Here is a 15,225-nt window from a genome sequence, read left to right on the forward strand (position 1 = left end):
GTGTTGTGGTTGTTCGCCCAGATGTTCGTCCTGTGCGCGTTCGCGTTCGTCGCGGGAGCGGTGCTGACGTGGCTGCCGCTGCGCACCACGATCCGCGACCTGCGCGCTGAACGCGCCCACCTCGCCGTCCGCCCGGCGCTGCCCGCGACGGCGGTGATCATCCCGGAACAGCCCGCCGAACCCCACGTCGACGCCGACATCCAGTCCGACGCCGAATCGCACCCCGCTGCCGAGTCCCCTGTGGACAGTGGGCCGGACGCAGGCACCGAGTCGGGCACCGTCACCGAGGTGGAGGCCGAGCCGGTCACCGAGGTGAAGGGGAGCACCAAGTCGATGATCTTCCACACCGCCTCCTCGCCGTACTTCCGGCGGATGAAGGGCGATGTCACGTTCCGGTCGGTCGAGGAGGCCGAGCGGGCGGGCTACACGCAGTGGCGCCCCAGGAGCGCAGCCGCCGCAACGACCTGACCGGCTCGTGCCTTCGAGTCGTACCTGCGAGTTGTCCCACCGACCCGGCTCGTGCCGGCGGTCCCCGACCGACTCCCGTCGGAGCCGGCACGAGGCGGGTCGGCCGCGTTCGTCAGTCGCGCTTGTGGTTCAACGAAATGAGCCGGCGCAGCTCGCTCTCGCCCAGGCCGCCCCAGATCCCGTAGGTCTCCTCGACGGTGAGCGCGTGGTTGCGGCACTCGGTCAGCACCGGGCACCGGGCGCAGACCGCCTTGGCGCGCGCCTCCCGGTGCTCGCGGGCCATGCCGCGTTCGTTCGGCCGGTGGAAGAACAGCGTGCTGTCCATGCCCCGGCACAGGCCCTTCAACTGCCAGTCCCAGGACTCGGCGACCGGCTGGGGCAGGCGGGAGAGTTCCGGCATGGTGATCACGTCCTGTGGTCGGGGTGACCCGGCACAGCCTAAATTCGATTCAGAATCGGTTCAACTCGCGTACTGCATCGACCGCCTCCGAGAGCGATCCCAGCAGTCGCGCACCCTCCGGGACGGACGTCCAGCCGGCACCGCCCAGCGTCACCGCCACGCCGCGTTCCAGCAGCTCAGCGACCGGTGTCAGGCGCGCGTACCGGTTTGCGTGCGCCCACAGCACGACGACCCGGGGCGACAACAGGTTCACCGCATCGAGTAACGCGCCGGCCGGCACCCGAGCGCCGAGGTTCCGGGTGGCGCAACGACGTTCCGCGAGCGCCGCCGCCAGCGCGTCCAGCGGCAGGCTGTGCTGCTCCTCCGGCGCGCAGGCCAGCAGCGCGGGCAACCGCCCCTCGACCGCCACCGGGTCGTTCGCCACCGGGTCGGTCCGCAGCGCTCCGGCGATCGCGGCCGACGCCAGGTGCTCGACCTCGACCCCGCTGCCGGACTCCGCAACCCGCTCGCCGAGCGCGATCAGGTACGGCGCGAACACGCCCTCCCACGCGCCGACCACGCCGCGCCGCCGGACCAGCGCCGCCGCGAGCGCGCTCATCAGCGAGGAGTCCAGGCGTGACGCGGCCTGCGCGAACCCCCGAGCTTCGTCCACCCCGTCGTCGGGCTCCCGCGACCCGCCCGGGTCTGCCGTCTCGCTGGGATCCGCCGCACCGCCCGTGCCCGCCGCACCGCCGAGATCCGGCGCCGAGCCGTTGTCCGGCGCGGGGGCGCGGTCCAGGGCGATGGCGGCGGCCGAGGCGGGGCTCACGCCGCGCCCGGTGAGCTGCACCATCACCCGCAGCCGGGCCACGTCCTGGTCGCTGTACCGGCGGTGCCGGCCCTCCTCGCGGGTGCTGGGCCCCAGGCCGTAGCGGCGGTCCCACGTGCGCAGGGTGACGGGGGAGACGCCGAGCACCCGCGCGACCGCGCCGGCCCTCCAGTGCACCGCCCCACCGCCGTCCCCAGGAATACGCAGGTGGGAATGATAACGAGGAACCCGGGAGCGGGCCGGTCGCGAGCGCGGGCGCGGATCAGCCCACGACGCGGCGGATGGTGCTGATCGGCCCGATCGACTCGATGTCCTGGATCTTGACCGGCACGCCCTCGGTGGACGCGTGCACGGCGCGGATGCCGTCGATCGCCATCGACACGTGGGTCTGGCCCGAGTAGTAGATGACCAGGTCGCCCGGCTTGACCTCGTTGAGCGACACCTCGCGCCCGATGGTCGCCTGCCCGTAGGTGGTGCGCGGGATGGCGATGCCCGCCGCGCGGTACGCGGCCTGCATGAGGCTGGAGCAGTCCCACGTGTCGGGGCCGTTGGAGCCGAAGACGTAGGGCTTGCCGCGCTGCGCGAGCGCGAACTTCATCGCCTGGCCGATCTGACCGGGCGGCAGCGGCACCTCGCCCAGGTAGCCGTCGGCGCCCAGCGCGTCCCGCTCGGACTTGGGCAGCGCCCGGTAGGCGTTGCGCGCCTCGGTGATCTGCTGGTCGAGGGCGCCCTTGCGCTGGTCGATGTCGGTGATCGCCTTGTCGGCGGACGCGGCGGCGTCGGTGGCGCGGCGGGCGGCCTCGTCGGCCTTGTCGACGGCGTCGCTCAGGCCGTCCATGGCCTCGGCGTTCCCGCCCGCCAGCACGCCGAGCGCGGACATCCGGTTGAGGAAGTCCTGCTGCGAGTCGCTGACCAGGATCGCCGAGAGCTGGTTGAACCGCGCGCCCTCGAAGGACGCCTCGGTGATCAGGTCGACGTGCCCGCGCAGCCGGGTCTGGGCCTGCTGGGCGGTGTCCAGGTCGCGGTGCGCCTGGTCGAGGTCCGCCTGCGCCTTGGTCAGGTCGTCCTGGGCGCGCAGGTGCTCCTCGTTGAGCTTCTCCGCCTCCAGCGCGAGGTCGTTGTACCGCTTCAACGCGTCGGAGGCGTTGGGCGGTACCGGATCTGCTGCTGCCAGGGGCTGGGACAGTCCTCCGACCAGCGCCAGCACGGCGGAGGCCGCCAGTGCCGCGCGGACGGTGCGCTGAACGGGGTACGACGCCACGACCGCGCGGTCCTCCCTCGGAAGCGAGTCGCCCGAACGGGTTACTCCCCGTCCAGGTCTCGGACAGATTACGGAGCGGGGACCCGCTCGTCCATCAGGGGGCCCCACCCCGACCGCCGAGTGGTGCGGGTCACAATCGCCGGTGTCGAGAACGGGCGGGCGGCTCCGTCCGGGGGGTAGGAGCGCCAAGATGGGCGCGACCGCCGAGCGAGGAGACCGACATGGCCAAGTTCCTGCTGCTGATGAACTACGGCGGCACCACGAACTGCGACACCCCGATGGACCAGTGGTCGCCCGAGGACGTCAGGAACCACATCGACTTCCAGCAGGCGCTGGGCAAGGAGCTGGCGGACAACGGCGAGCTGGTCGACGCCCAGGGCCTGGCCGCCCCCGAGCTGGCGGTGAACGTCGTGTTCACCGGCACCGGCACGCCGGTCGTGACCGACGGCCCGTTCCCCGAGTCCAAGGAGCTCCTCGCCGGCTACTGGATGGTCGACACGACCCGGGAACGCGCGCTGGAGATCGCCGCCCGAGCCTCCGCCGCACCCGGGCCGGGCGGGGTGCCGATCGGCCAGCGGATCGAGGTCCGCGAGCTGATGAGCGCACCGGCCGCGACCGACCTGTGACCGGGCCGGTCGAGGACCTGCTGCGCGACCTCGCGCCGCAGGTCCTCGGCGTGCTCGCCCGCCGCTCCGGCGACTTCGCCCTCGCCGAGGACGCGGTGCAGGAGGCGCTGCTCGCGGCGGCCGTGCACTGGCCGCAGGACGGCGTGCCGGACAACCCGCGCGGCTGGCTGCTCCAGGTCGCCACCCGCAAGCTGACCGACCAGTGGCGCGGCGAGGCCGCCCGGCGCAGGCGCGAGGACGCCACCGCCGCCGAACCGCCGCCCGGCGAGGTCCCCGCGCAAGACGACACGCTGGTCGTGCTGTTCCTGTGCTGCCACCCCGCGCTCTCGGCCGCGTCGGCGATCGCGCTGACCCTGCGCGCGGTCGGCGGCCTCACCACCGCCGAGATCGCGCGCGCGTTCCTGGTGCCGGAGAGCACGATGGCGCAGCGGATCAGCCGCGCCAAGCAGACCGTGAAGAAGGCCGGGTCCACGTTCGCCATGCCCGGTCCCGACGAGTGGGCCGCCCGTCTGCGGTCCGTGCTGCACGTCCTCTACCTGATCTTCAACGAGGGCTACACCAGCAGCTTCGGCGGCGAGCTGCACCGCACCGAGCTGTCCGGCGAGGCGATCCGGCTGGCCCGCGCCGTGCACGCGCAGCTCCCCGAGGACGCCGAGGTCGCCGGCCTGCTCGCGCTCATGCTGCTCACCGACGCCCGCCGGCCCGCGCGCACCGGCCCGGACGGCGAGCTGGTCCCGCTGGAGCGGCAGGACCGGTCGCGGTGGGACACGGCGCTGATCACCGAGGGCGTCGACCTGGTCGTGGCGGCCACCGCGCGCGGCGCGATCGGCGAGTACCAGCTCCAGGCGTCGATCGCGGCCCTGCACGACGACGCGCTGCACGCCGAGGACACCGACTGGCCGCAGATCCTGGCCCTGTACCGGCTGCTGGAGCGCATGACGGACAACCCGGTGGTGTCGCTCAACTGCGCCGTCGCCGCCGCCATGGTGCACGGCCCGGAGACGGGCCTGGCGCTGGTCGCCGAGCTGGAGCCGAGGCTGCCCGGCCACCACCGGACCGCCGCCGTGCGCGCCCACCTGCACGAGAAGGCGGGCAACGCGGCCGAGGCGGTCGAGCACTACCGGATCGCCGCCGCCCGCACCACGAGCACGCCGGAACGCCGGTACCTGCTCGACCAGGCCGCCCGGCTCGCCCACCTCGGCGACGGGTCCTGACCGGCGGCGGGACCGGTCCGACGCCCCACGGCCGGTCGCGCGCCCGGTAGCCTGGGCACCAGGGGGTGGTGGCCGTGACGGAGCGCAAACCCGCCGGTCTGAGCTTCGAGTCGTGGATCGACCGGCAGATCCGCGAGGCCCAGGACCGGGGCGAGTTCGACGACCTCCCCGGCGCGGGCAAGCCGCTGCCGGGGCTGTCCGGGCCGCACGACGAGCTGTGGTGGGTCAAGGAGAAGCTCCGGCGCGAGGAGGGGACGGCGCTGCCGCCGACCCTGCTGCTGCGCAAGGACGCCGCCGACGCCCGCGAGGCCGCCGGCCGCGCGTCCTCCGAGGCGGAGGTGCGGCGCATCATCGGCGGGATCAACGACCGGATCGCCGCCGCCATCCGCGTGCCGCTCTCCGGCCCGCCGCTGAACCTGATGCCGTTCGACGTGGAGCACGTGGTCGAGGAGTGGCGCACGCGCCGCTGAGCCGCTCGGTCGGACCTCACACCGGGCGTCGGCCGGTCGCGGTTCGACGCCCGGCGGGAAGGCGGTCGGTTAGCGGGCGCGGCCGGTCGGAGCGGGACGCTCCTCGGCGAGGGTGCGGAGGAAGCCCGCGAAGCCCGTGGTGGGGAAGCCGAGCACGGGGCCGCCGGGGTTCTTCGAGTCGCGGACCAGCGTGGTGGCGCGGTGGTGCGCGAGTTCGACGCAGTCCGCGCCGTTCCCGCCGCTGTGGCTGGACCTGCGCCACCGGATCCCGGTCACGGGCCGTCAGATCCCGGTGCGGGCAGCAGTTCGCCCGCCACGCCGGCCAGCAGGTCGGTGCTCTCGGCGGGGCCCAGCGCCGAGGTGGTCAGGTGGCTGAACACCTTGTCGTACTGGGCGACGTGCGCCGGGTCCTCGATCGAACTCGCGGAGGTCAGGCTCTCCAGGTAGACGATGGGGCGCTGGTCGTCGGCGAAGCGCAGCATGACGAACGGGAAGTTGGAGGCGGCGTGCGCGCCCGCGCTGAACGGCACCACCTGGAGCGTCACGTTGTCCAGGCCGGCGAGTTCGCGCAGTCGCTGCAACTGCTCGCCCATCACCTCCGGACCGCCGACCACCGTGCGGACCGCCGCCTCGTGCAGCACCAGGTGCAGCCGCTGGCCGCTCTCGACCAGGTGCGCCTGGCGGGCCTGCCGCGCCTCCACCAGCCGGTCGACCTCGTCCGGCTCGCGCCGGGTGGGGTTCGCGTCGATCAGCGCGCGGGCGTACGCGGGCGTCTGGAGCTGGCCCGGGACCACCTCGGCCTGGTAGCGCAGCACCTCGGCGGCGATCTGCTCCAGGTTGAAGAACCGGCGGAAGAAGTCCGGCAGGACGGTGCCGTACGGGGTGGGCGTCCGGCGTTGACGGGCCTGCCTGGCCAGCTCCTCGATCGGCTTGCGGACCTGCCTGGTCGCGCCGTAGAAGTCGAGCAGCACCTTCAGCTCCGCGCTGCGGATGGCGACGTCGCCGACCTCGATCCGGCGGATCTTCGCGGGTGAGCACTCCAGCACCCGGGCGGCGCTGTCCTGCGTCCGGCCCACGCTCTCGCGCAGGGACGAGAGCGCCCGACCCAGCCGCCGCTTGAAGACCGTCGGGCTCGCGCCGCTGCCGGCCATGTCCACCTCTGCTCTCGTCGTCTTCCGCGCGGTGCCCGGTAAGTCTGCCAAAGCGCGTCGGGCTCGTTGTTCACACGATGGTGTACTGCCCAACCTGCACATGCAGGCTTTAGCTTTTCCCTGCCCGTTCAGGCAGGGGAGGAACCGAGATGACCCGCGCTTTCCGCTGGATGCCGCACGACGGCCGCCGCCACGCCATCCGCCGCGAACCCGTGGCCGGCGAGGACGCCGCGACGCTGTGCGGCCTGCCGCTGACCGTGCAGCACACCCAGTCCTACGTGCACTGGTGCTGGCCGACCTGTCCCGACTGCGACGCCGCGTGGCGGGCGCACGAGGGCATAGCGGGCTTCCCCCGGTCCCGCCCGGTGCCCGCCCCGGTGTGGTCGCCGTGAGCGGGCCGCAGGGAGCGCCGGACTTCGCCGAGTTCGTCGTCACCGGCTACCGGCGCGGGGAGACGATCCGCGCGCTCGCCGAGGCCACCGGCCGGTCCTACGGCACGGTCCGCAGCGCGCTGGTCGCCGGGGGCGTGCGGCTGCGCAAGCGCGGCCACCGCCCGGCCACCACGATGATGGCGGTGGCGGACGCGCGGGCCCGGCGCGAGGAGCTGTCCCTCGACCTGCTGCGCGCCCGGCTGGCCTCGGGGCTGACCGGCGCGGCGGCGGGCCGGCGGGCGGGCATGAGCCAGTCCAAGGTGTCGAAGGTGGAGACCGGGCGGCTGCTGCCCAAGGTCGTGGACGTCCAGCGGCTGGCCGACGTCTACGGCGTGTCGCCCGAGGCGCGGCGCAAGCTGCTCTCGCTGGCGGACAAGGTGTGGAGCGACGCCGGGCACCGCCGCGCGGTGCTGCACCGGGGTGTGGCGCGGCGCCAGGTCGCGGTCGCCCGGACGGAGGCCGCCGCGTCGACCGTGCGGGCGTTCTCGATCTGCGGCGTGCCGGCCCCGCTCCTGCGCGAGGTCCGCCCGGGCCGCACGCTGGTCGCGGTGCTGTCCGAGGGCGCGCTGCGCTCCGCGTCGGAGCACTGGGACCGGTTGCGGGCGCTGAGCCTGCTGCCCGACGTGGAGCTGGGCGTCATCCCCTGGTACACGCCGGTCACCCTGCCGGACGCGGGGTTCGTGGTGCTGGACGAGACCATGGTGGTGTTCGACCTGGTGTCCGGCAACGTGGTGATCACCGACCAGGACGACGTGCGCGGCCACCTGAAGACCTTCCGCCGGCTGCACCGGTCGGCGGTGTTCGGCGACGCCTTCCGGCGGCTGCTGGACGTGGTGTGCGCGGACTACCGGCGGCTGGTCTCGCGCAGGGCGCCGTGACCACCGCGCACCGCGCGGTCGGCGCGTTCCGGTACGCCTCGATCACCGGAGACCCGGGCGCACGACCACCGTGGCGGCGCGTCCGTCCGGGTGATGGCGGGCCGGCGGTCCCGGCGTCCGCGCTGATCTTCACCGGTCCGGGGGTGGCTCGCCCCGACGGCCGCTTGCGCTCCGGTGGCGGTCGCGGGCAGGTTCGGGGGAGTGGTGACCGGCGGGGCGGTTCGCGGGGGCGCTGCGGTCGGCGTCCCGTTCCCGACCGACGTCCCGTTCCCGACTGCCACCCCGGCGACGACCCGCGTCACCCCGGCGACGACCTCGCCATGACCGGGCCGGACTGCGCGGCGCGGGGCCGCCCGTTCCCGTCGACCTGGGCGGTGGGGCGGACGTGCGCGCGCAGGGCCGGCGGGACCAGGTGTTCCAACCGGTGCCGCCACATGGTGGTCAGCCGGTCCGCCGGGTCGCCCCGGTTCGTGATCACGGTCAGCGCCTGGGACCCGATGACGGCGGCGGCGATGCCGTCCGCCTCCTCGCGGGTGTCGAGCCCCGGCCGCACCTCGTCCGCCGCGACGGCCTGGCCGAGCAGGTCGCGCACCATCACCACCAGGCTGACGAAGTGCACGCCGGCGAGCAGGTCGAACAGCTCGCTGGTGAACAGCAGCCGCACGCCGACCCGGACCGTCCGGTCGGTCGCGGTCAGCGCGCTCATCCGGTGGGTGAGGTCGATCAGCGTCTGGAGCGGTCCTGCGCCGGAGGACTCCACGGCGTCGCGCTCCTCGTGCCAGCGCGAGAAGTGCTCCTCCACGACCGCCGCCGCGAGGGCCTGCTTGGACGGGAAGTGCCGGTACAGCGCGCCTTTCGTGACCGAGATGGCCCGGCACACGGAGTCCAGCGAGGTGCGCTCGTACCCGTCGCGGTCGAACAGCTCGATGCTCGCCGTGATCAGCCCGGCCCTGGTGCGGGCACCTTGCGCGAGGTCGTTCAAGAGGAACTCCCCATCTCGAAGGACGCGTAGTTCCGGCAACACAGGGTACCTCTCCTTACCGGCCCGGTGGGTCGCGGGAAGCGCGGGAGATCGCGGTGCGCGAAGAGACGCTGGAAGCGGAGCTGTTCGGGACCGACGGCGTGGCCGTGCTGTCCCTGTTCGGGATGCTGAACGGGACCACGCACGCCCGGATGCGCGACCTCCTGCTCAAAACCGTGCTGGCCCAACCAACTGCGGTGGTGGTCGACCTCGGGAACCTGGCCTTCGAGCGCGCCACGGCGGCAGCCGTGCTGCGCTCGGTGTGGCACCAGGTCGCGGAGTGGCCGGGCGTGCCGATCCTGGTGGCGCCGGCCGACCGGGGCGGCTGGCCGGTGCCCGGCTACCCCTCGGTGCGGCAGGCGCTGGACGCCGTCGGCGCCCCGCCCCGGCGCCGGGTGGTCCGGCTGCCCCTGCCGCTGCGCGGGAGCGCCGCGTTCGCCCGGCTGGCCGCCGAGGAGACGTGCCGCATGTGGGACCTGCCGGGGCTGGCCCCGGACGCGGCGGACACGGCGGGCGCGCTGGTGGGGCTCACGTCCCGGGGGGTGCGGCCGACCGTGGTCTTCGAGTGGTGGCGCGGGAAGTTCGTGGTCGGGGTCGGGGAGGACGTCGTGGTGCCGTGCGACGCGCGGGCGCTGCGGCGCGCGGCGGCGGGTGCGCGCCGCTGCGGCTGGTCCACCACCTGGTCGGACGGGACGTTCGTGTGGGCGGTCCTGCCCGGCTGACCGGGTCGCGTCAGCGCCGCCGGCGGGGCGGTTCGACGCGCAGGGACGCGCACACCTCGGGACGGGCCAGCGTCGGCAGCCACGTCCGCCACAGGCGGGCCACCTGGCGGGCGACGCCTTCCGGGTCCTCCACCGCCAGCGACATGAGCTGCACGCCCACCAGGGCCGCCACCACGGCGTCCGCGCACGCCTCCACGTCCACGCCGTCGCGCAGCTCGCCCCGGTACTCGGCCGCGCGCAGCAGCTCCTGCACGGTCGACGTCCACTGCGCGACCTGGCGGTCGACCACGTCGTCGTCGCAGATGGGTGCCTGGAACAGCAGCCGCTGCGCCACCGCCCGGTCCTCGTTGACCGCGTGACCGAGGTCCACCAGCACCTGCAACGGGCTGCGGTGCACGCGCTGGAGGCGTTCCCGGGTCCTGGTCCACTCCTGCGCCTGCCGGTCCAGCACGGCGACCGCGAGGGCCTTCTTCGAGCTGAAGTGCCCGTACAGCGCGCCTTTCGTGACACCGGCCAGGTCGCACACGTCGTCGATGGTCGCCCGCACGTACCCGTCGCGGTCGAACGCCTCGGCCGCCGCGCTGAGCAAGCCGTCCCGTGTCGTCACCCGGCCGATTTTCGCGGTTCGTCCAGCGGACCACAACCGCTGCTGTGAGCATTGCGGTGTGGGCCACGGACTGCCCGACGACGAACGGCGCACCCGCGTGTGGAGCCGGGTGCGCCGGTTCGCAGCGGCCGACCGCGACCCGGCGGGCGTCCACCACGTCGCCTTGGCCGCCACCGTGGCGCTGCACGCCGGGGAAGCCGTGGTCTACCAGGTCTCCGCGCCCGGTCGGGGCGAGCCCGCCTGGGTGCTCGGGCCGCTCGGCGACCGGCTGAGCGAAGCGGAGGTCACGCTGGGCGAGGGCCCCGCGCTCGACTGCCTGCGCGCGGAGCGCCCGGTCGTGGTGACCGACCTGGCCGCACCGGGCAGCGCGGCCCGGTGGCCGGTGTTCACGCCGTTCGCGCGCGCCGAGGGCGTGGCGGGTGTCGTCGCGTTCCCGATCATGGCGGGCGCGGCCGTGCTGGGGTGCCTGGAGGCGTTGCGGCCCGTGGCGGCACCCTGCACCGAGGGCGAGGCGGCCGACGGGGTGCTGCTGGCCGACGCTGCAATGGTCCTGTTGCTGCGCGGGCCGGCGCGGTCGGGCGCGCACCCGTTCTCGGACGCCGTCGAGGCGCGGTGGGCGATCGTGCGCCGGGCGACCGGGGTGGTGGCGGTGCAGACGCGGGGCGACTTGGAGACCGCGTTCGTCCGGATGCGCGCCTACGCCTACGGGACCGGGCGGCGGTTGGGCGACGTGGCGGCGGACGTGCTGCTGCGGGACCTGCGGTTCGGCGTCGATCCGGGCGTCGACCCCGGCGTCGGGCCCGAGGCGGGACCCGAGACCGACCAGGGCTGAGAAGCCCTGTGCGGCAGCGGGGTCGGGCCCGGTTGCCGAGTTCACCGGGCGGGGCCGTGTGCGCCCTGCCGGTCCGGTTGTCCGGTGTTCGGACCGGGGGCCCGTGGCGGTCGGGCCGGGCGGCGGGCGGCAATCGCGCCGGTCAATGCCGGCGGCGGGCTGCCCGTTCGATTGCCGCGGCGCGTTCCAATTCCTGTTGCGGGGTCTCCAGCACCTGGCCGAGCCAACTGCGCCAGTACGGTCCCGGGATGCGCTTGCCCCGCTCCCAGCGGGACACCTCCTCCCTGGTGACGCTCGTGTTGCCGGACGCGGTGTGCAGTCGCTCGGCCAGGTCGTCCTGGGTCAGCCCGCGACCGCGTCTCAGTTCGGTGAGGATTTCGCTGATCGGTCCCGAGAGTCGCACGGCGGTACCTTCCTGTTCTCTCCGGCGGTTCGCCGGACATTCTTCCAGCGCGAAGCGGAAAAACGGCGGGGCATCACGGTGATACCGGTGGAACATCCTGTGCGAGTGCACGTGCGATTGCCAGTGTGTCCGCATACATGCGGAATTCGGTGACCAGTCCGCCGTGCACGCTGACGGCCATGGCGAAGTCGTAGGACAGCGCCGCGCCGGTGGTCTGGACCCGTGCGTGCAGCCGGCCGGTGAGCACGGCCTCCCGCCCGTCCACCACGAGCCCGCGCGTGGTGATGCCGGTGAGCTCCAGGACTGCCCGGTACGCCAGGAAGAACGACTCGACCTCGCGCGGGTTGCGCACCTCGACCGGCCACGGCGCACCCGCCACCGGCGCGGTCCACCAGCGCACGCCGTCGGCGAACAACCTGCTCAGCCCGGCGGTGTCCTTCGCAGCCCACCGGGCGACGAGCTTCTCCACCACCATCGTGACCTCAGTGCGGTGCCGCGTCATCCGCCGACCACGGACGACACCGCGCCGGCGGTCCGGCCCGTCCGCACGGCCCGCACCCGGCGAGGACCGGTCTTCGCGGACATCGTGGCACCACGCGCACCTCCAGGCCGTGTCGCGGCGGCGAACGCCCTCCGGTACATGGGTACTCCTCCGCGTGCCGACCGTGTACCGCCACGCCGCAGCGGCCCGCGAATGATCACTCCCCAACCCTGGTACGGATCACCGGTCAGGACCCAGGGGCCAACTTCCTCCTCCAACGGTCCGGATCCGTGGGAGTGGTACCCCCGGTGCGCGGGGCGCCACTGCGCCGAACGCGGGTTTGCTCGTGGCCGGGACCAGCGGACCTTGCGGTGAGGTGCGGCGATGGCGGAGCAACGACGTGTGCCCGCGCGCATCGGCGCGGACGACGTGGCCCGGGTGGAGGCGGAGACCGGGCACCTGCGCGGGCTGGACTACCTGCGCGGGGGTGGTGCCTGCCGCGACGCGGTGGTCTCCTGCGCCGCGTGGGGCGACCGGTTGTTGCGGGCGACGGCGACCACGGCCGTCGCCACCCGGTTGCGGGTCGCACTGGCCGACGCGCGCAACCTCGCCGGCTGGACGTGCTTCGACACCGGCCTGGACCGGGCGGCGGAGCGGCACTGGGCGCGGGCGCTGGAACTGGCGTCCGAAGCGGGTGACCAGGACCTGGTCGCCAACATCCGCTACCGGTCGGGCCGGCTGCGCCTGCACCACGGCCGGCGGCGGGAGGCGCTGGAGGTCTTCGACCTCGGGGTGCTGGCCGCGACCCGGGCCGGCTCGCACCACGCGACCGCCCTGCTGCGCGCGAACCAGGCGTGGGCGCACGCCGGGCTCGGTGACCGGGACCTGGCCGAGACCCGGCTGCGGCAGGCGCACGACGAGTTCGCCCGGACGTCGGATGGCGTGATCCCCGGCTGGGCCCGCTTCTTCGACGAGACGGACCTGTCGGCGGTCACCGGCCTGGTGCACACCGAGCTGGCCCGCACGGTGGAGGCGGGCCACACCGCCACCGCGATCCCGGCCCTCGCCTCGGCCGTCGCCGGCTACCCGGACGCGATGGCCCGCAGCCGCGCGCTGAGCCTCATCGGGCTGACCGCGAACCACCTGCTGGACAGCGACTTCGACCACGCCGACCAGGTCGGCGCGCGGGCGCTCGCGGTGGCGGCCGGGATCGGCTCCACCCGGGTCGCCGACCGGCTCCGGCCGCTGCGGCACCTGGCCGACCGGTACCGGGGCGACCCGCACGCTCGTGACCTGGCCGCCCGCATCGCCGCGTTCGCGCCGAGCCGGTGACCGGCGGGTCGACTATCCACTGTGGACCAGGAGCGCGTCGACGGCCATCACCCCGGCCACGGCGACCAGCGCGGACGCGAAGACCCGGCGCAGCAGCGCCGTGCTCACCCGCGCCGCCAGCCGCCGGCCGTCCCACGCGCCCAGCAGCGCGGTCGCCGCGAACGGCGCGACCAGCGCCCAGTCCACCGCCGCGAGCGAACCGAGCCGGCTGCCGAACGCCGCCACCGCGTTCACCGTGATCACCAGCAGGCTGGTGCCCACCGCCGACCGCACCGGCACCGCCAGCACGCCCACCAGGGCGGGCACGGTGAGGAAACCCCCGCCCACGCCGAGGAAACCGGTCAGCGCGCCCACCCCGGCACCGGCGCCCGCCGCCCGCGCCGGCCGCACCGGTCCGGTGCCCGGCGACCGGCCGCGCAGCACCAGCACCGCCGCGACCACGGCCACCACGGCGAACGCGCCGGTCAGCACGGCGTCGGGCACCCGCCGGCTGAGCAGCCCGGCGGCCACCGCCGGCAGCGCGCCCGCCGCCGCGAACAGCGCTCCCAACCGCCACCGCACCGCACCGGCCCGCGCGTGCGCGAACAGCGCCGTGGCCGAGGTCGAGGCGACCACCACCAGGCTCGCCGTGGTGGCCTGCGCGGTGTCGAACCCGAGCAGGTAGATCAGCGCGGGCACGGTCAGCACGCTCCCGCCGCCGCCCAGCGCGCCCAGCGCCAGCCCCACCACCGCCCCGGCCACCAGGGCGAGCACGACCGGGGTCACGACAACCCGTGCTCGGCGGCGCGGTCCCACTCGTCGTCCACGTGCACGACCTCGCGGCCCGCCCGGTGCAGCAGGCTCGCCGCGATGCCCGCCCGGAAGCCGGACGCGCAGTGCACCCACACCTCGCCCGCCGGCACCTCCGCCATCCGCCGCACCAGGTCGTGCAGCGGGATGTTCGTCGCGCCCGCGAGGTGCCCGCCCCGGTGCTCGTCGGCCCGGCGCACGTCCAGCAGCACCGGCCGGGCGGGCCGCGCCGCCAGGTCCGCCCAGCCCGCCCGGCGGTAGGACGTGGTGGGCAGGCCGTCCACGCGGCCCACGCCGGGCCGGTCCACGCCGATCCGGGACAGGTCGCGGATCGCCGCGCGCACCTCGTCCGCCCCGCCGACCAGGGTGATCGGTTCGCCCCACGGCAGGGTCCAGCCGACGTAGGTGGCGAAGCGGTCGCCGTACTCGATGCTGACGGTGCCCTGCGCGTGCCCGGCGGCGAACGCCACCCGCGAGCGCAGGTCGACCACCCACCCGCCGGCGTCGAGCAGCCCGCGCACCGCCTCAGGCCGCAGCGGTTCGGGCACGGCCAGGTCCGGCGCCCCCGGGCCCTCGCGGTTCAGCGGGCCCATGTGCGCGTAGTACGACGGGTACGCGGTGAGGTTGGCGATCAGGGTGTCCACGAAGTGCTGTTCGTCGGGGTCGGTGAGCGCGTGGTTGGCGGCGCGCTGCTCCCCGACCGTGGAGGAGCCCGCCCCGGTCGCCGGGCCGGACGAGCAGAAGCTGCCGAAGCCGTGGGTGGGGTGCAGGGTGGCGTCCGGGTCGACGCGGTCGGCCAGGTCGCGGGCGGAGCGGTACTGGGCCCGGGTGAGCGGGACGGTCTTGTCCGGCGCGACCAGGTCGGTGCGGCCGACCGAGCCGTAGAGCAGGCTGCCGCCGGAGAACACCGCCTGCCGGCCGGCGTGCGTGACGACGTAGGCGAGGTGGTGCTCGGTGTGGCCGGGCGTGGCGACGGCGGTGACGGTCATCGAGCCGACCGCGACGGTGTCGCCGGGCCGCACCGGCCGGCGCGCGTAGGAGACGTCCTCGGCGGCGGCCACCAGGTACTCCGCGCCGTGCCGCCGGGCCAGTTCCAGCCCGCCGGTCAGGTAGTCGTTGTGCACGTGGGTCTCGGCGACGTGCGTGATCCGCACGCCGAGCCGGTCGGCGAGCGCCTCCACGCGGTCGATGTCGCGTTGCGGGTCGACCACGAGCGCCGAGGTGCCGTCGTGCACCAGGTAGCTCCGGTCGCCGAGCGCGGCGGTGTCGATCGTCTCGACGTTCATGTCCGCACCTCCATATGTCCGTACATTATGACGGACAGGAGGGGC

The 15,225-nt window shown here is 74.6% G+C and carries 20 protein-coding genes and 1 pseudogene; 10 read left to right on the forward strand and 11 right to left on the reverse strand.

From position 1 onward, the window contains the following. Positions 1 to 468 (forward strand): hypothetical protein, encoded by a 468-nt coding sequence (locus AB0I60_RS07300; protein WP_360726486.1) that lies wholly within the window; start codon positions 1 to 3, stop codon positions 466 to 468. A 112-nt stretch (positions 469 to 580) separates the two neighbouring features. Here AB0I60_RS07300 and AB0I60_RS07305 read toward each other — a convergent pair whose 3' ends face one another. The 3 genes from AB0I60_RS07305 to AB0I60_RS07315 form a co-directional block, all read right to left on the reverse strand. Continuing rightward, a complete protein-coding gene (locus tag AB0I60_RS07305) occupies positions 581 to 868 on the reverse strand; it encodes a WhiB family transcriptional regulator (protein WP_360726488.1) in 288 nt (95 codons plus the stop codon). Between the two features lie 49 nt (positions 869 to 917). Then, positions 918 to 1,853, reverse strand: coding sequence for a MerR family transcriptional regulator (locus AB0I60_RS07310; RefSeq protein ID WP_360726489.1), 936 nt, complete (start codon positions 1,851 to 1,853; stop codon positions 918 to 920). A gap of 85 nt (positions 1,854 to 1,938) precedes the next feature. Next, positions 1,939 to 2,937, reverse strand: coding sequence for an NlpC/P60 family protein (locus tag AB0I60_RS07315; RefSeq protein ID WP_360726491.1), 999 nt, complete (start codon positions 2,935 to 2,937; stop codon positions 1,939 to 1,941). A 221-nt stretch (positions 2,938 to 3,158) separates the two neighbouring features. Between AB0I60_RS07315 and AB0I60_RS07320 the strand changes: the two genes are divergently transcribed. The 3 genes from AB0I60_RS07320 (at position 3,159) to AB0I60_RS07330 (ending at position 5,247) form a co-directional block, all read left to right on the forward strand. Beyond that, a complete protein-coding gene (locus AB0I60_RS07320) occupies positions 3,159 to 3,563 on the forward strand; it encodes a YciI family protein (RefSeq protein ID WP_360726493.1) in 405 nt (134 codons plus the stop codon). After that, positions 3,560 to 4,777, forward strand: a complete 1,218-nt coding sequence (locus tag AB0I60_RS07325; RefSeq protein ID WP_360726494.1) for a DUF6596 domain-containing protein — start codon at positions 3,560 to 3,562, stop codon at positions 4,775 to 4,777. Before AB0I60_RS07320 ends, AB0I60_RS07325 begins: the two co-directional genes overlap by 4 nt. 74 nt (positions 4,778 to 4,851) lie before the next feature. Further along, a complete protein-coding gene (locus AB0I60_RS07330) occupies positions 4,852 to 5,247 on the forward strand; it encodes a DUF1992 domain-containing protein (RefSeq protein WP_360726496.1) in 396 nt (131 codons plus the stop codon). Between the two features lie 69 nt (positions 5,248 to 5,316). Here AB0I60_RS07330 and AB0I60_RS07335 read toward each other — a convergent pair whose 3' ends face one another. Both AB0I60_RS07335 and AB0I60_RS07340 read right to left on the reverse strand, forming a co-directional pair. Then, entirely contained in the window at positions 5,317 to 5,523 is a 207-nt protein-coding gene (locus AB0I60_RS07335; protein ID WP_360726497.1) for a DUF397 domain-containing protein, read from the reverse strand. Beyond that, on the reverse strand, positions 5,520 to 6,449 hold the full coding sequence (locus tag AB0I60_RS07340; RefSeq protein WP_360726499.1) for a helix-turn-helix transcriptional regulator: 930 nt from the start codon (positions 6,447 to 6,449) through the stop codon (positions 5,520 to 5,522). The genes AB0I60_RS07335 and AB0I60_RS07340 overlap by 4 nt, the downstream gene beginning before the upstream one ends. A gap of 98 nt (positions 6,450 to 6,547) precedes the next feature. Between AB0I60_RS07340 and AB0I60_RS07345 the strand changes: the two genes are divergently transcribed. The 3 genes and pseudogenes from AB0I60_RS07345 (at position 6,548) to AB0I60_RS07355 (ending at position 7,707) form a co-directional block, all read left to right on the forward strand. Further along, complete coding sequence (locus AB0I60_RS07345) at positions 6,548 to 6,790, forward strand: zinc finger protein (RefSeq protein WP_360726501.1); 243 nt, start codon at positions 6,548 to 6,550, stop codon at positions 6,788 to 6,790. A 47-nt stretch (positions 6,791 to 6,837) separates the two neighbouring features. After that, a pseudogene (locus AB0I60_RS07350) lies at positions 6,838 to 6,945 on the forward strand (helix-turn-helix domain-containing protein); the annotation flags it as partial. 21 nt (positions 6,946 to 6,966) lie between these two features. Beyond that, positions 6,967 to 7,707 (forward strand): Scr1 family TA system antitoxin-like transcriptional regulator, encoded by a 741-nt coding sequence (locus AB0I60_RS07355; protein ID WP_360726844.1) that lies wholly within the window; start codon positions 6,967 to 6,969, stop codon positions 7,705 to 7,707. Between the two features lie 298 nt (positions 7,708 to 8,005). On the opposite strand, the gene AB0I60_RS07360 is transcribed toward AB0I60_RS07355, so the two are convergent. Continuing rightward, entirely contained in the window at positions 8,006 to 8,689 is a 684-nt protein-coding gene (locus AB0I60_RS07360) for a TetR/AcrR family transcriptional regulator (RefSeq protein WP_360726503.1), read from the reverse strand. 95 nt (positions 8,690 to 8,784) lie between these two features. On the opposite strand from AB0I60_RS07360, the gene AB0I60_RS07365 reads away from it, so the two are divergent. Next, positions 8,785 to 9,450, forward strand: coding sequence for a hypothetical protein (locus AB0I60_RS07365; protein ID WP_360726504.1), 666 nt, complete (start codon positions 8,785 to 8,787; stop codon positions 9,448 to 9,450). Positions 9,451 to 9,460: 10 nt separating this feature from the next. Here AB0I60_RS07365 and AB0I60_RS07370 read toward each other — a convergent pair whose 3' ends face one another. Continuing rightward, entirely contained in the window at positions 9,461 to 10,057 is a 597-nt protein-coding gene (locus AB0I60_RS07370) for a ScbR family autoregulator-binding transcription factor (RefSeq protein ID WP_360726506.1), read from the reverse strand. A 58-nt stretch (positions 10,058 to 10,115) separates the two neighbouring features. On the opposite strand from AB0I60_RS07370, the gene AB0I60_RS07375 reads away from it, so the two are divergent. Further along, complete coding sequence (locus AB0I60_RS07375; RefSeq protein WP_360726508.1) at positions 10,116 to 10,889, forward strand: GAF and ANTAR domain-containing protein; 774 nt, start codon at positions 10,116 to 10,118, stop codon at positions 10,887 to 10,889. Between the two features lie 142 nt (positions 10,890 to 11,031). On the opposite strand, the gene AB0I60_RS07380 is transcribed toward AB0I60_RS07375, so the two are convergent. Continuing rightward, the gene (locus tag AB0I60_RS07380; RefSeq protein WP_360726510.1) at positions 11,032 to 11,388 is read right to left on the reverse strand and encodes a helix-turn-helix transcriptional regulator; all 357 of its coding nucleotides are present in this window, start codon (positions 11,386 to 11,388) and stop codon (positions 11,032 to 11,034) included. After that, positions 11,366 to 11,794: a nuclear transport factor 2 family protein gene (locus AB0I60_RS07385; RefSeq protein WP_360726512.1), complete on the reverse strand. Its 429-nt coding sequence runs from the start codon at positions 11,792 to 11,794 to the stop codon at positions 11,366 to 11,368. Before AB0I60_RS07385 ends, AB0I60_RS07380 begins: the two co-directional genes overlap by 23 nt. A gap of 363 nt (positions 11,795 to 12,157) precedes the next feature. Here AB0I60_RS07385 and AB0I60_RS07390 point away from each other — a divergent pair, with 363 nt between their 5' ends. Then, on the forward strand, positions 12,158 to 13,105 hold the full coding sequence (locus tag AB0I60_RS07390) for a hypothetical protein (protein ID WP_360726514.1): 948 nt from the start codon (positions 12,158 to 12,160) through the stop codon (positions 13,103 to 13,105). A 12-nt stretch (positions 13,106 to 13,117) separates the two neighbouring features. Here AB0I60_RS07390 and AB0I60_RS07395 read toward each other — a convergent pair whose 3' ends face one another. Both AB0I60_RS07395 and AB0I60_RS07400 read right to left on the reverse strand, forming a co-directional pair. Then, complete coding sequence (locus AB0I60_RS07395) at positions 13,118 to 13,870, reverse strand: sulfite exporter TauE/SafE family protein (RefSeq protein ID WP_360726515.1); 753 nt, start codon at positions 13,868 to 13,870, stop codon at positions 13,118 to 13,120. Next, positions 13,867 to 15,180 (reverse strand): rhodanese-like domain-containing protein, encoded by a 1,314-nt coding sequence (locus AB0I60_RS07400; protein WP_360726517.1) that lies wholly within the window; start codon positions 15,178 to 15,180, stop codon positions 13,867 to 13,869. Before AB0I60_RS07400 ends, AB0I60_RS07395 begins: the two co-directional genes overlap by 4 nt. Positions 15,181 to 15,225: the final 45 nt, after the last annotated feature.

This window comes from Actinosynnema sp. NPDC050436 (assembly GCF_040655415.1).
Classification (GTDB): Bacteria; Actinomycetota; Actinomycetes; order Mycobacteriales; family Pseudonocardiaceae; genus Actinosynnema.